At 71.7% G+C, this 13,401-nt stretch carries 7 protein-coding genes and 1 pseudogene; 3 read left to right on the top strand and 5 right to left on the bottom strand.

Annotation, left to right across the window (positions count from 1 at the left end; translation table 11 throughout):
* The first annotated feature begins 1 nt into the window (after position 1).
* On the top strand, positions 2-2,215 hold the full coding sequence (locus AB0C20_RS02310) for a glycoside hydrolase family 27 protein (RefSeq protein ID WP_357567048.1): 2,214 nt from the start codon (positions 2-4) through the stop codon (positions 2,213-2,215).
* 51 nt (positions 2,216-2,266) lie between these two features.
* Here the strand turns inward: AB0C20_RS02310 and AB0C20_RS02305 are convergent, their stop codons facing one another.
* Positions 2,267-4,705, bottom strand: coding sequence for an AAA family ATPase (locus AB0C20_RS02305; protein ID WP_357567047.1), 2,439 nt, complete (start codon positions 4,703-4,705; stop codon positions 2,267-2,269).
* A gap of 97 nt (positions 4,706-4,802) precedes the next feature.
* A complete protein-coding gene (locus AB0C20_RS02300; RefSeq protein ID WP_357567046.1) occupies positions 4,803-7,829 on the bottom strand; it encodes a S8 family serine peptidase in 3,027 nt (1,008 codons plus the stop codon).
* A gap of 293 nt (positions 7,830-8,122) precedes the next feature.
* Between AB0C20_RS02300 and AB0C20_RS02295 the strand changes: the two genes are divergently transcribed.
* Positions 8,123-8,581 carry a hypothetical protein gene (locus tag AB0C20_RS02295; RefSeq protein WP_357186381.1) on the top strand — a complete coding sequence of 153 codons (459 nt, stop codon included), beginning with the start codon at positions 8,123-8,125 and terminating at the stop codon, positions 8,579-8,581.
* Positions 8,582-8,795: 214 nt separating this feature from the next.
* Here the strand turns inward: AB0C20_RS02295 and AB0C20_RS02290 are convergent.
* Positions 8,796-10,046, bottom strand: a pseudogene (locus AB0C20_RS02290) (DUF222 domain-containing protein).
* 250 nt (positions 10,047-10,296) lie between these two features.
* Positions 10,297-10,776 carry a helix-turn-helix domain-containing protein gene (locus AB0C20_RS02285; RefSeq protein WP_357186378.1) on the bottom strand — a complete coding sequence of 160 codons (480 nt, stop codon included), beginning with the start codon at positions 10,774-10,776 and terminating at the stop codon, positions 10,297-10,299.
* 103 nt (positions 10,777-10,879) lie between these two features.
* Between AB0C20_RS02285 and AB0C20_RS02280 the strand changes: the two genes are divergently transcribed.
* Positions 10,880-12,457 (top strand): MFS transporter, encoded by a 1,578-nt coding sequence (locus tag AB0C20_RS02280; RefSeq protein ID WP_357567045.1) that lies wholly within the window; start codon positions 10,880-10,882, stop codon positions 12,455-12,457.
* Here the strand turns inward: AB0C20_RS02280 and AB0C20_RS02275 are convergent, their stop codons facing one another.
* Complete coding sequence (locus tag AB0C20_RS02275) at positions 12,458-13,324, bottom strand: oxidoreductase (protein WP_357567044.1); 867 nt, start codon at positions 13,322-13,324, stop codon at positions 12,458-12,460.
* Positions 13,325-13,401: the final 77 nt, after the last annotated feature.

Raw genomic sequence — 13,401 nt, 5'->3', positions numbered from 1 at the left:
CATGCGCCTGAACCGACAGCTGACCGCCGCCCTGGCCGTGCTCGGCCTGGGCCTGGCCAGCCCGATGCCGGCGATGGCCGGCCCACCCCACGCCGACCCACCACAGGCCGGCCACGGGCCCGGCCGCCCCGGTAACGCCCCGGCGGCCACCGGCGCCGAGGACCAGGGCGCGCCGACCTTCTTCAACAGCGGGCTCGCCCCGACGCCCTACCAGGGCTGGAACACCTACTTCGGTCTCGGTGGCGACCCCACCGAGGCCGAAGTGCGGTCGGTCACCGACCACATGGTCAACAGTGGCCTGCGGGACGCCGGCTACACCTACGTGTGGATCGACGGCAACTGGGCCGCGCCCACCCCTCGCAACGAGGCCGGTCAGCTCGTCGCCGACCCGGCCCGCTTCCCCGGTGGAATGGCCGCGCTTGCCGCGTACATCCACAGCAAGGGCATGAAGGCCGGCATCTACACCGACGCCGGGCCGTACCTGCCGGGGCAGTGTGGGCTCGGCAGCAACGGCCACTACCGGGCGGACATCGCCCAGTTCGCCGGCTGGGGCTTCGACGCGCTGAAGGCCGACTGGCTCTGCGGCCGGGCCGCCGGCCTCGACCCGGAGACCACCTTCCGGGAACTGGCCGAGGCGGTACGCCAGTCGCCCCGACCGATGCTGCTCAACATCTGCAACCCGGTCAGCTCGGACTGGGGCGGCGGCCCGTACACCCCGGAGCAGCTCTCCACCTGGAGCTACACGTACGCGCCCACCATCGCCGACTCCTGGCGGACCTACACGGACGTGGGGCTCACCGACCCGTCCCCGCAGTGGGCGTACCCGTGGGTGCTGCGCAACATGGACGTCAACGCGTACCACCCGGCGGCCACCGGGCCGGGGCACTACAACGACCCGGACTACCTGCTGCCGATGCGCCCGCTACCCGACGGCGGGTACGAGTTGAGCCTGGACGAGTCCAAGACGCAACTCGGCATGTGGGCCATCATGGCCGCGCCGCTGGTGATCGGATCCGACCCGCGTGGCCTGCCGAAGGAGATGATCTCGGCGCTGACCAACCCGGAGATCATCGCGGTGGACCAGGACCCGCTGGTCCGGCAGGGCGTCAAGGTCGCCGACACCGGCACCGACGCGCAGGTGTGGAGCAAGGTTCTCAGCGGATCCGGAAAGCGGGCGGTCGCGCTGCTCAATCGACACGACACCGCCCAGCAGATCACAGTGAACTTCGCCGACGTCGCCCTCGGCGGTCCGGTCAAGGTCCGCGACCTGTGGTCCCGCTCCAACGTCGACGCCCAGCCGGGCAGCCCGGGCGTACAGCCGTTCACCGGCTCGTACACCGTCGAGGTGCCGGCGCACGGGGTGGCCATGCTCGGCCTCACCGGCGCCGACCAGGTCGCCGGCGCCGACCTCGGTGGCACCGCCAGCGCCAGCCCGGCGCTGGTCCGGGTGGACGACACCCACGCCACCGCCTTCGTCCGCGACGCTTCCGGTGCGCTGGCCGTCAACACCCGCACCGGTACGACGTGGGGCACGCGCTGGACGTCGCTCGGCGGCCCGGTCGCCGGCCGGATCCTCGGTCAGCCGTCGGCGTACGGCTCCGCCGACGGGCGGCTCGACGTCTTCGTCCGCGGCACCGACAACGCCGCCTGGCAGCGCAGTTACGTGGCCGGCAGGTGGGGGCCGTGGCGCAGCCTCGGTGGCACGCTGACCGACGCGCCCACTGTGGCGTGGACCAGCCCGACGCAGTGGACGCTGGTCGCCCGCGGTGCCGACGGCAAGCTCTGGTCGCGTACGCCGAACGCCGGCTGGACCGGTGTCGGGGCTCCGGAGAACCGGCCGTTCTACGGTCGGCCGAGCGCTGTCGTCGACGATGCCGGCGTGCTGCACGTGGCGGTCCGCAGCCGCACCGACGAGGTGTGGTGGAGCAGCCGGACCGGCACCACCTGGTCGGCCTGGACCAACCTGGGCGGTACCACCAGCGGCAGCCCGACACTGCTTGCCACCTCCGGCCGGGTCTACCTGTTCGCGCTGGCCGCCGACAATCGGCTCTGGCAGCGCAACCTGGCCGACGGGGCCTGGGGCGGCTGGTTCCGACGCGGTGAGTTCGCCACCGACGCGTTCCGGGGTGCTCCCGGGGCCGCCGCCGGTGCCAACGGCAGCGCCTGGCTGGCAGTACGCGGCGTGGACGACAGGGTGCACCAGGTCACCCTGTGATCCACTGTGGCGGGCCGTCGACCGGACGGCCCGCCACTCCGCCAGCGTGGCTCAGGCCGGGACGAGTGCCCGGCATCGGCGTAGGGCGGCCTGGGCCAGCGGCGCGTCCCGGCCCGCTATCCCAGCCTCCAGTTCGGCCACCGCTCCAGCGGCCCGCCCCGGATCACCGGCAGCGGTCGCCGCCTCGGCCAGCACCAACACGGCCTCGGCGGCCCACGCCAGGATGCCCTTTCCGCGTACCAGCACCAACGCCTCCGCCGCGTGCCGGACGGCCTCGTCCGGACGCCCGGTCACAGTGAGCCGGGCCAGCGCCGAGAGCGCCTGCACCAGCGGCCAGATCGCACCCACCCGCCGGGCGTCGACCATCACCTCGCGCAGCGCCCGTTCGGCCGATTCCACCTGGTCGTGCCTCCCGCTTTCGGTGCCGGCGGTACGGGCCAGCACTGTCGCCAGTTCGGCCCGCGCGTCCAGCAGGGTGACCGGCATCCGCTCGGCGCTGGCGACCAACCGGCTGAGCCGCTCGGCGAGCCCGTCCAGCCGGCCGGCGGCCCGGTCCAGTGACAGTTCGGTCGCCTCCACCAGTGACGCCAGCCGCTCGTACCCGGTCTCGTCGACCAGCGCCCGACCGGCCGCCAGCAACGCCTCGGCCTGCTCCGGGTGACCGGCGTGCAGCGCGCCCTGTGCCCAGTTCAGGCAGGCTCGCGCGTGTTCGCGGGGCCGGTCGGCCAGGTCGGCGGACGCGCGCAACTCGGAGATGATCGCCCAGACCGCCGGGTCGCCCAGCTCCAGCAGCAGCGAGGCTCGGGCGATGCGGACCGCGAGGTGCGCCGCCGGATCCCCGCTGGCCGCGGCGGCGGTCTCCGCCTCCGCGCAGCGGGCCAGGTGGTCGTCGACGTGCCGGCCGACGACGGTGTCGGGGGCCGCCAGCACCGCGAGCGCCGGGGCCTTGCGGCGCGGCGCGCGCAGGTACGGCACGGCACGCTCGATCTCGGTGTACCCGCGCAGCGCCTCGCCCTGCTGACGCAGCATCCGCCCGAGCACCAGACCCAGCTCACCTCGGGCGCCGGGCGGCAGCCGTCGGTCGGCGAGCAGCCGTTCCAGCACCGGGATCGCCTCGGCCTGGCTGAGCCCGTCGATGGCCGACCGGCCCAACTTGGCGGCGAGCCGCACCCGTACCGGCCGGGGCAGTTCGGCGATGTCCATCGTCTGGAGCAGGAAACTGGCGGCTGTCGCGTCGTCGCCGCGTTCGGTGGCCAGGTCGGCGGCCGCCTCCGCGTTGCGGACGAAGTCGGCCCCGCTGCCGGCCCGACGGTAGTGGTGCGCCAGTTGGGCCACCGGCCTCGGCAGCTCCTGCTCCAACACCCGCGCCACCCGCAGGTGCAGCCACTCCCGGCTCTCCCGGGGCACCAGGTCGTACACCACCTGTCGGGCCAGGTCGTGCCGGAACCGCAGGCCGTCCCCGGCGTCGTGCAGCAGGCCCGCCCGGTGCGCGGTCGTCAACGCCGCGCCGATCGCCACCCGGTCCAGGCTGAGCACCGAGGCGAGGACGCGCTGGTCGGGCGTCATCCCCAGTACGGCCGCAGCGCCGAGCACCTCCCGGGTGGCCTCGTCGAGCGGGCGCAGCCGCCAGAGCAGCACGTCCCGCAGGACGAACGGGACGCTGTCGTCGGCCAACGGGTCGCCGCCCCGCTCGGCGAGCGTCCGCAGCACCTCCTCGACCACGAACGGAATGCCAGCGGTGCGGTCGAGCAGGATGGCGGTCAGCTGCTGCGGCGGGTCATCGAGGCGCAGGGTGCGGGCCGCCAACCGGCGTACGTCGTCGGCGTCCAGCGGGCTGAGCGCGACGCGCGTGACGCTCCACGGGGGAGTCCGTGCCAGGGCGTCGTGGATCGATGTGCTGCTCCCCGGCGTCGCCGTACGCGCCGTGAGCACCACGGCCAGCCCCTCCACCGGGTGGGTGCTCAGGTAGGCGAGGAGTTCGCAGGTCGCCGGGTCCGCCCAGTGCAGATCCTCAAGCAACAGCGTGGCCGGGCTCAGCGCGGCGAGCACCGCCGCGACGGCGCGGAGCAGGCGATGTCGCTCGGCCGCCGGGTCGGTCAACGGGGGCGGCGCGTCCGGCAGTACGTCGGCCAGTTCGGGCAGCAGCGGCGCGAGGGCGCCAGCCACCGGGTTGAGCGGACCGAGTCGGTCGGCGCCGCCCCGGATCGCGTCCAGCAGCACGCCGAGCGGGAAGGGTTCGGGCACGTCGTCGCACTCGCCGATGAGGTGCCGCCCGGGCAGTTCGGCGAGCAGTTCGGCGACGAGTCGACTCTTGCCGATCCCGGGCTCACCCTCCAGCAGGATCAGGCAGGGCGGGGTTGCGACGAGCCGGCGTAACCGGGCCAGCTCCGCCGCCCGGCCGACGAACTCGACGGGCCCGCGCAGACGTTCGGAGCGGACGGGAGTCGGGCTCCCACCGCCCCGTGTCTTGTCCTCGCCGCCGTCGATCACCGTGGGCCGAGCAGATCACCTCTGCCCGGCCCGACGGTGGGCCGGCGGACCGGCGGTGACCTGAGTCACACGCCGGCCCGCCGACCCGTCGGAACGGTCAGGACTGGACGGTGACCGGCACCGTCTTCAGCGAGCCGTCACCGTTGCGGAACTCCAGCACCCCTAGGTAACGCTGGCCCGGGGCGAGACCGAACCAGCGCAGAGTCAGGTTCGCCGTCGCGCCCGGCCGCACGCTGCGCTGCTTCGGGTCGATGGTGAACCTGCCGGTGGAGGTGCCCGGCGCGCCCGGCAGGTAGCTGGTCACCGTGTACGCGTTCGCGCCGTCAGTGATGTTCTCGGTGAACTCCTGCTCGACGACCACTATGTAGTCCCCGGCGCCGTCCGGCAGTGTCACCTTGGCGCCGTCCCGGCCGCTGGCCGTGGCGGTGACGAACTTCCCGAACTTGTCATAGACGTTGAGGCTGAACTCGGTGCACTCCATCACCCCCTCCTCGTCGTCCCAGTCGATGTGGGAGCAGGTGGGCCGCTCCGACGTCACCTGGACGAGTGGGCTGCGGGTCCCGGCCGGCACGTGCAGAGTGGTCCTGCTGATCGACGCGGGCAGCGGCACCGGCAGGTTGTTCGACGTGCTCCAGTCCCAGCTCGGCCCGTCGCCAGTGAGGGTGACCACGTTGCTGGTGCCCGAGGTGAGGCCGGAGAGCTGGGAGATCAGCTGACCCTGGTAGCCGACCTCGGCGGCGATCGGGACGCTGCCGAAGGTGCCCTTGCCGGTGATGGCGTCGGGCGCGACCAACCCGGAGTTGCGCACTACCAGCGGGCTGCGTACCGAGTGCTTGAACTGGTCGCGCCAGGTCAGCGAGCCGTCGGCCCAGGTGTCGAACGCACCACCGGTGTTGGTGACCTCAACTGTGAAGCGGGCGCTCTTGCCCGGACGGATCTGCAGCTTCTTCGGGGTTACCTTGACCTGGTAGCCCGGCGGGGCCTGCACGGACGAGGAGTAGGTGCTGGTCTTGTCGCTGACGTTGGTGACCGTACGGGTCACGCTCTGCTTGCCCACCATCCGGCCCAGCGAGATGGACGGGTAGTTGAGCTGTGCCGTGTCGGTCGCGCCGACCGTGTCGCAGCCGTCCAGGTCGCCGAGCCCGTAGTCACCGCCACGGTCGGCGGAGACCCCGCACAGGTACTGGATCCAGTCCTGCTGGTTGGAGTCGTAGACCAGGCCGGGGTCGAAGGCGCTGCCCGGCTCGACCTGGCCGGCGCCGTAGTTCATCGGAGTCGCGTCGTACGTGCCGATCTTGATCGGGTTGCCCTTGTCGGTCTTGTCCACCGCGCTGGTCATCAGCGCCGAGCGGACCGCCGCCGGCGACCAGCCGGGGTGCTTGGCCAGCAGCAGGGCGGCGATGCCGGCGATGTGCGGCGCCGCCATCGAGGTGCCCGACTCCAGTGCGAAGTCGTTGCCGCCGATGGACGGGGAGAACGCGGCGACGATGTCCTGACCGGGCGCGCTGATGTCCGGCTTGAGCAGCTCACCAGCGTTCAGGTTCGACGGGCCCGCCGAGGAGAACGCGGCGACCGCGGGCGCCTCGACCGTCTCCAGCTCGCTCGGCGAGATGGTCGCCGTGGCGTTGCCCTTGGCGACGTACGCGGTGACAGTGGCCAGATCGACCTCGTTGATGTGCACGGTCGGCACTGCCTGCACGTCGGCGTTCAGGGAGTTCAGCTCGTCGTTGTAGAGCACCATGCCGACGCCGCCGGCCCGCGCCACCTCGATGCTCTTGTCGGTACGCGGGATCTCGCCGCGCAGGCAGAGCACGATAGCGCCCTTGACCTTGGCCGGATCCAACGTGTCGTCGGCACAGAGGCCGGCACCGTAGGCGCCGTCCGGGTCGATTGCGCTGTCCTTGGCGAAGACCAGTCGGGCCGGCCCGACGCCGGTCTCGCCCATGCCCACACCGGCGATGGTGGTGCCGTTGCCGAGGGTGAGCTTCCGAGTGTTCAGCCGATCGGTAGTGCTCGCGGCCACAGTGGTCAGCCAGGGCGTCGAGTTGTCGACGGTGTTGGCGAACGGGCCGGAGTTGCCGGCGGCGGCAGCGACGAACACTCCGGCGGCGGCGGCGTTGAAGAACGTCGCGTCGACAGCCCCGAACCGCTCGGTGTCGTCACCGATCGAGTAGTTGATCACGTCGACACCGTCCGCGACCGCGTCGTCGATGGCGTGCACGATGTCGATGTCGGTGCCGGTCGCACCGCCCGCACCGTTGTCGTACAGCGCCTTGTAGATCGCCAACCGCGCGGCCGGCGCCATGCCGGAGATCATGCCCAGGTCCTGGGTGCCCGACGTGGCCCGCACGCCGTGGATACCGGCCGCGGTGCTGGCGGTGTGGGTGCCATGGCCGTTGCGGTCGCGCGGCGAGGAGTAGTCGTCCGGGAACGAGTCGGCGATGCCGCTGTCGTTGTACCAGCGCGCCCCGATCACCTTGTTGTTGCAGGTGACCGGCGCCTCGACGCCGACGTCGCAGGTGCCCTTCCACTTGGCGTCGATGACGGCCTGATCGGGGCGCGGGCTGGGCAGCGGCGCGAAGCTCGCGCTCTCCGGCCAGTAACCGCTGTCGATGACCCCGATGATGACGCCCTCGCCGGCGTGGGAGTCTCCACCGAACTCCTTCTTCCACACCCCGCCCTTGCCGGTCAGGCCCAGGTAGTCGGGGGTGTGTGAGGTGGCGGCGTGCACCTTCTGGCTCTCGTACACTGCGCGAACACCGCTGGTGGCCCGCAGCCGGGCGGCCTGCGGCCCGGTCAGGTCGGCTGCGAAGCCGTTGAACGCGGTCTCCATGGTGACGCGGGTGCGCTCGGCCGGCACACCGACGTGGTCCAGCACCGACGTACGCTGCCGGCGCAGGTGATCCCGGTACGCGTTGGCGTTCCCGGACGTGCGGTTCAGCTTGGCCCCGTCGGCCGGCTTGGTGGCCGCGATCCCGGGAACCCCGCCGGTGTAGGTGGCCAGCGGCTCCTCGGCGAGCTGGACGAGGTAGCGGGCGGTCGGCCCACTGCCGGCCGGCGCGGCGGTAGCGCTGGCGGGCAGGCTGGTCAGGCCGGCCGCGGTCAGCGCCACGGCGGCCAGCATGCTGACCCCGTACCTGGCCCGTCCGGTCCGATGTGCGTTCGGTTGTGGCACGTCGTTGCCTCCACGTTCGGTGCCGGCCGCCACGACTGATGACGGTGGCCGAAACCTAGGATCGGTACCGATCATCGAGAAGCACCCGTAACCTCGCTGTCATCTTGGAAACAAGCTCGTAACACAACGGGTACTTTGCGCGTCATTTGGGAGCGCCGACCTGGGGGATTCATGCCATTTGGTCGGTTACCCGTGCCGTCCGCCACCCGGCCATCGTCCGTCCCATCCGGACGGTCCACGGCGTGGCGGGTCCGACGCTCGTCTACCCCTGGTACGACGGCAGCGTCCTGAACCACGCCACAGCGCACGGCGTGGACCGCAGCGGGCTGACCCGATTCCAACACCTGCCGGTCCCGCAGATCGAGGTGGCGCTCGACGCGATCCTCGACGCCCACCTCGCCGTCAGCGCCGCCGGCCTGGTCGCGGTCGACCTCTACGACGGCTGCTTCCTGTACGACTTCGCCGCCAGCCGGATACGGCTGATCGACCTCGATGAGTACCGGCCCGGTCCGTTCGTGCTCGCGGCGGATCGGCTGCCAGGTTCACGCCGCTACATGGCAGCGGAGGAGTTCGCCAGCGGCTCGCTCATCGACGAACGGACCACAGTGCACGCCCTCGGCCGTACCCTGCACCACCTGCTCGATTCGCCAGAGGGCTGGCGCGGTCCTCAGGATTGCCGGCCAAATGCACCGAAGCCCTAGCGGGGCATTAGCGAGCAGCGCCGGGTCGTGGAACGAGCAGCGAGGCAGGCGCCGGCCGCCCGGTACCCCGACGTGCCAGCACTGGTCCACGCCTGGCGGCTGGCGACATCCTGAGGCGGGCGGTGGTGCGCCCCCGGCAGGCGTGGGACGCCCGGGACCACGCGCGGACGTGGTTGTCCGGCTTGAGGAGCTGGTTGGCGTCGGCTGGCTGCTCTTACGTTCGTCGGTGGTGGTGGTTGCGGCGGGGGAGTTGTTCGGGGTCGAGCCAGGTGGGTGGAATGAATTCGGGGTGGCCGTCGAGGCCGAGTTGCACGGTCCAGTCGCTGTGGTGCAGGTGTCGGTGGTGGTGGCCGCAGAGGAGGACGGCGTTGTCGAGGTTGGTGGTGCCGCCGTCGGCTCAGTGGTGGATGTGGTGGGCGTGGCACCAGCGGGGTGGTCGGTCGCAGCCGGGGAAGGCGCAGCCGCGGTCGCGGAGGGCAAGGGCGCGGCGTAGCGGCCCGGTGATGAGTCGGCGTTGTCGCCCGACGTCGAGGACTTGGCCGGTGCCGCCGAGGACGGTGGGCAGGATGGTGGCGTCGCAGGCGAGCCGGCGCGCCGTGTCCGGGGTGAGCTGTAGGCCGATGTCGAGTGCGCCGGCACCGAGTTGCAGGGTCAGCCCGTCGTAGCTGGTGGTGACGACGATCTGTGCCGGGTCGCCACCGCTGTCGGGCAGTTCGTCGGTCCGGAGGGCGAGTCGGCAGATGTCGGCGAGGGCGTCGTGGCGGCGTTGCCCGGGGGAGCGGGTGTCGTCGGGGCCGCAGGGTGCGCTCAGTGGGTCGATGGCGGCGCGGAACAGGCCGGCGGTTTCGGCATCGAGGGTGCCGGTGAGCCGCAGTCGGCCGTCGGTCTGCTCGGACAACGTGAGGTGTCGGTCGCGGGTGGCGCGGCGTGCTTCGGCGTCGAGGGCGGCTTGGGCGGCGGCGTCGGCGATGTCGGGGGCGACGTGGTCGAGGATGCGGGTGCCGAGTTTGCGCCGGTGGGTGGGGTCGAACTGGCTGGCCCAGCCGACGAGCACACCGACGGCTTTGTCGGCGGTCTCGGCGTCGGTCGACGTGTTCACGGTGTCGACGGTGTCGGCGATGCCCTCGGCCTGGTCCAGGTTGATGGCGCCATCAGTCAGCGCTTGTCGGATGCGGGGGTTGCCGGTGTCCAAAGCGGTGGCGAGGTCGATCAGGCGGCGGGCGGCGGGGATGGTGAGTCGCAGTCGTTCGCGCAGCCAGACCGCAGTGGAGGAGGCCCCCTGCGCGCGGGGCGTGCCGCGGCCGTCGAGCTCGCGGACGAGAGTGAGTTTGACGGCGGCGAGGCGTCGCTCCAAGCGGTGCGCGGCGTCGAGTGCGGCGATCAGCTCGGGCTCCGGCAGGGCCCAGGCGGGGGCGTCGACGCAGGCGGCGACCGCGTCGTCTGCCTGCGCCAACTCCTCGACCATGACCCGACACTAGAACAGGTGTACGACATCCTCAGTGACCATGATCGAATGCTTCGGGTTGTCGACGCCGAGCTGCTAGGGCCGCGCTCTTGCCAAAGCGTGCCGGCGTGCGAGACAACGCCGCAGAGCGCGTGGTGAAGCGCGGCGGCGGGTGCGGCAAAGGTGCGCGGCCAGAAGGAATCGCCGGACCGGGGCTGCCGCGCGACTTGGTTGGCGGCAGGGGCGCGGGGTGAGGTCGTGGCCCGGAGCGTCAGTCGCGCCGGACGAGGCCCGGGCCGGCGACGATGTCGATGTCGCCGTCGGCGATCCCGTGGCCGGCGGCGCAGCGGAGCACCGCGCGGATCGGCTCCCCGCAGTCGTGGTGGGTGGCGACGATGGACGGGCCGGTGTCGGTGGCGGCCCAGGTGTCGCCCCAGTTCCGTAGTGCGGTGATGACGGGCAGAAGTTCGCGGCCCTTGCGGGTGAGTTGGTACTCGTGGCGGGTGCGCTGCCCGGGCTCCCGGTAGGGGATTCGTTCGAGCAGTTCGGCGGCGACCATCTCCTTGAGGCGGGCGGCCATGGCGGGTTCGCCGACGCCGACCCGGCGGACGAAGTCGTCGAAGCGGCGCGTGCCGAGCAGGGCCTCGCGCATGATCAGGACCGTTGACCTGCTGCCCACGATGTCCATCGCCCGGGCCACCGAGCAGTTCTCGCTCGTCCAGGAATCACGATCGCCTCGTAGGTCCTCCATGCCGTCCAGCCTACCTGACTTGCATGAAGGCTAGCCAGGTGCTTCACTGGGTCGCGCTGACTTCAGCATACGCAAGTCAGACCACCAGCCTGAAGGATCTTCAGTGACCACCAGCGCCACGGCACCGACCCCGCCCGGAGCGACCCCGCCCGGAAAGAACCCACCAGGACCGGCCGTCACCGGCCGTTCGTCCTGGCGCGGCTCCCGCCCGGTGACCCTGATCGCCATGTGCCTGGGCGCGATGATCACGTTCCTGCAGATCACCGCGACGGTCTCCGCGCTGACCACGATCCAGCGGGACCTGCGGGTCGACCCCACCACTCTGGTCTGGATCCCCAGCGCCTACACCCTGATGGTGGCGAGCGTCGTGCTGTCCGCGGCCACCCTGGGCAGCCGCTACGGGCGTAAGCGCATGTTCGGTGCCGGGGTCGTCGCGATGATCGTCGGCGCAGCCGTCGTGGCCGGCGCTCCGACCGTCGCGTGGGTGATCGTCGGGCAGTTGGTCGCCGGACTCGGTGGGGCCCTGATCCTGCCGAACAGCCTGGCGATCCTCAGCGCGACCTTCACCGACCCGCACCGACGGACCGAGGTCATCACCGCGTGGTCGGCGGCCTCCGGCATCGGCCTCGCGATCGGCCCGCTCATCGCAGGCTTCCTGCTGCGGCACTACCAGTGGCACAGCGTCTACCTGTCGACGATCGCGCTGGGTCTGGTCACCCTCGTGGTCGCCATCGTCGGGGTGGCCGAGTCCCGGCCGAGCGCCGCCCGACTCGACGTGCCCGGCCTGCTGCTGGGCACCGTCGCCATCGCGGCAGCCGTCTACGCGCTGATCCAGGGCGGCAAGGTCGGCTACACCAACCCGGTGGTGTCGACGGCCTGGGTCGTCGCGGTCGTCGCACTTGTCGCGTTCGTCCTGATCGAGCTGCGGACCAGCGCGCCAATGCTCGACGTGCGGCTGTTCCGGTCCGCGTCGTTCAGCGCCGTCATGGTCGTCGGCGCGGTATCGCTGTTCGGTTTCACCGGCGTGGCGATCCTGCTGGTCCTCTTCCACGAACGTGCCCAGGCGCTCAGCCCGCTGGACACCGGCTGGCGGATGCTGGTGCTCTTCGGCGCGTACGTGCTGGTCGCCTTCGGTGCCGGGCGCGCGATTCGTCGTACCGGATTCAAGGCGCCGTTGACCCTCGGCCTGGTCCTCGGTGCGGTGGCCAGCTTCGCGCTGGCGCACCAGGGGCCGACCACGTCGTTCGGTGACCGCTGGGCGCTGTTCGCGTTGTTCGGCGCGGCCAGCGGTCTGGTGGTGGCCCCGGCGACGGCGGCGGCATTGGCCAGCGTCGCGCCCGCTCAGGCCGGCATGGCCTCCGGTGCTGTCAACGCCGCCCGCCAGGTCGGCTCGGTGCTCGGTTCGTCACTGCTCGGCACGCTCCTCACCACCACGATGGTGGCCGACCTGCCGGGCCGGCTCGCCGCGCACCAGATCGGCGAACCCACCGGTACCGCAGTGCAGGCGGCGGTGGCCTCCGGCGCCAGCGGCGGCCAACCGCTGCCCGACCCGGTCCGGGCGGCGATCGCCGAGGCACTGACCTCCGGTGTCCAGGCCGGTTTGCGGGTCAACGGCGTCGTCTTCCTGGTCACCGCCGTGCTGGCGCTCACCCTGATCCGCAACCGGCCGCACCAGCAGTAGCTACGAAGCCAAGGCGTCCAGCTTCTCGATGGCGTCGGTAGGCAGTTTCAGGTCGGCCGCCGCCATGTTCTCCCGCAGGTGCGCCAGGCTGGAGGTGCCGGGGATCAGCACCGTGGTGGGGGAGCGCTGGAGCAGCCAGGCGAGGGCTACCTGCTGCGGCGAGGCGCCCAGTCGGAGGGCCACGTCGTCGAGCGTGTCGGACTGCAATGGCGTGAACCCGCCGAGCGGGAAGAACGACGCGAACGCGATGTTCTCGGCCGCGCACCTGTCGACCAGGGCGTCGTCCTGCCGGTTGGCGAGGTTGTAGAGGTTCTGTACGGTGACCACCGGCGCGATGGCCTGGGCCTCGGTGAGCTGGTCGAGCGTGACGTTGCTGAGCCCGAGGTGCCGGATCAGGCCCTCCTGCCGCAGCTCCGCCAGGGCGGTGAACTGCGCACCGAGCGGCGCGTCGCCCGTGCCCTCCGCCACGCCTACCCGCAGGTTGACCACGTCGAGCACGTCCAGGCCGAGGTGTTCCAGGTTCTCCCGTACCTGGGCCTTGAGGTCGTCCGGCTCCAGAGCCGGGATCCAGGAGCGGTCGGCGCCGCGGCGCGCGCCGACCTTGGTGACCAGGTGCAAACCCTGGGGGTACGGGTGGAGCGCCTCGCGGATCAGCTCGTTGACCACGACGGGCCCGTAGAAGTCGCCGGTGTCGATGTGCCGGACGCCCAGCTCGACGGCCTCCCGGAGCACGGCGAGCGCCTGCTCGCGGTCGCGGGGCGGGCCGAAGACACCCGGGCCGGCCAACTGCATCGCCCCGTAGCCCATCCGGCTCAGGGTAAGGCCGTCAGCGGGGGTGAGGGCACCGCCGGGAAGGTTCTCGCTCATCTCATCCTCTTGTCAGTCGTCGTTGTGACATCTGGGCCGCTTGGAACCGGCCCTGCGACGACTGTCCGCCGGGAGCG

This window comes from Micromonospora sp. NPDC048843 (assembly GCF_040649965.1).
GTDB lineage: Bacteria > Actinomycetota > Actinomycetes > Mycobacteriales > Micromonosporaceae > Micromonospora > Micromonospora hortensis.
Note: the sequence above shows the minus strand (reverse complement) of the source record. Positions and strands in the feature narration are given on the sequence as shown.

Coding starts and splice junctions, on each gene's coding strand:
- AB0C20_RS02310 (WP_357567048.1), top strand. CDS start 2: ATGCGCCTGAACCGACAGCTGACCGCCGCCCTGGCCGTGCTCGGCCTG.
- AB0C20_RS02300 (WP_357567046.1), bottom strand. CDS start 7,829: ATGCTGGCCGCCGTGGCGCTGACCGCGGCCGGCCTGACCAGCCTGCCC.
- AB0C20_RS02285 (WP_357186378.1), bottom strand. CDS start 10,776: ATGGAGGACCTACGAGGCGATCGTGATTCCTGGACGAGCGAGAACTGC.
- AB0C20_RS02275 (WP_357567044.1), bottom strand. CDS start 13,324: ATGAGCGAGAACCTTCCCGGCGGTGCCCTCACCCCCGCTGACGGCCTT.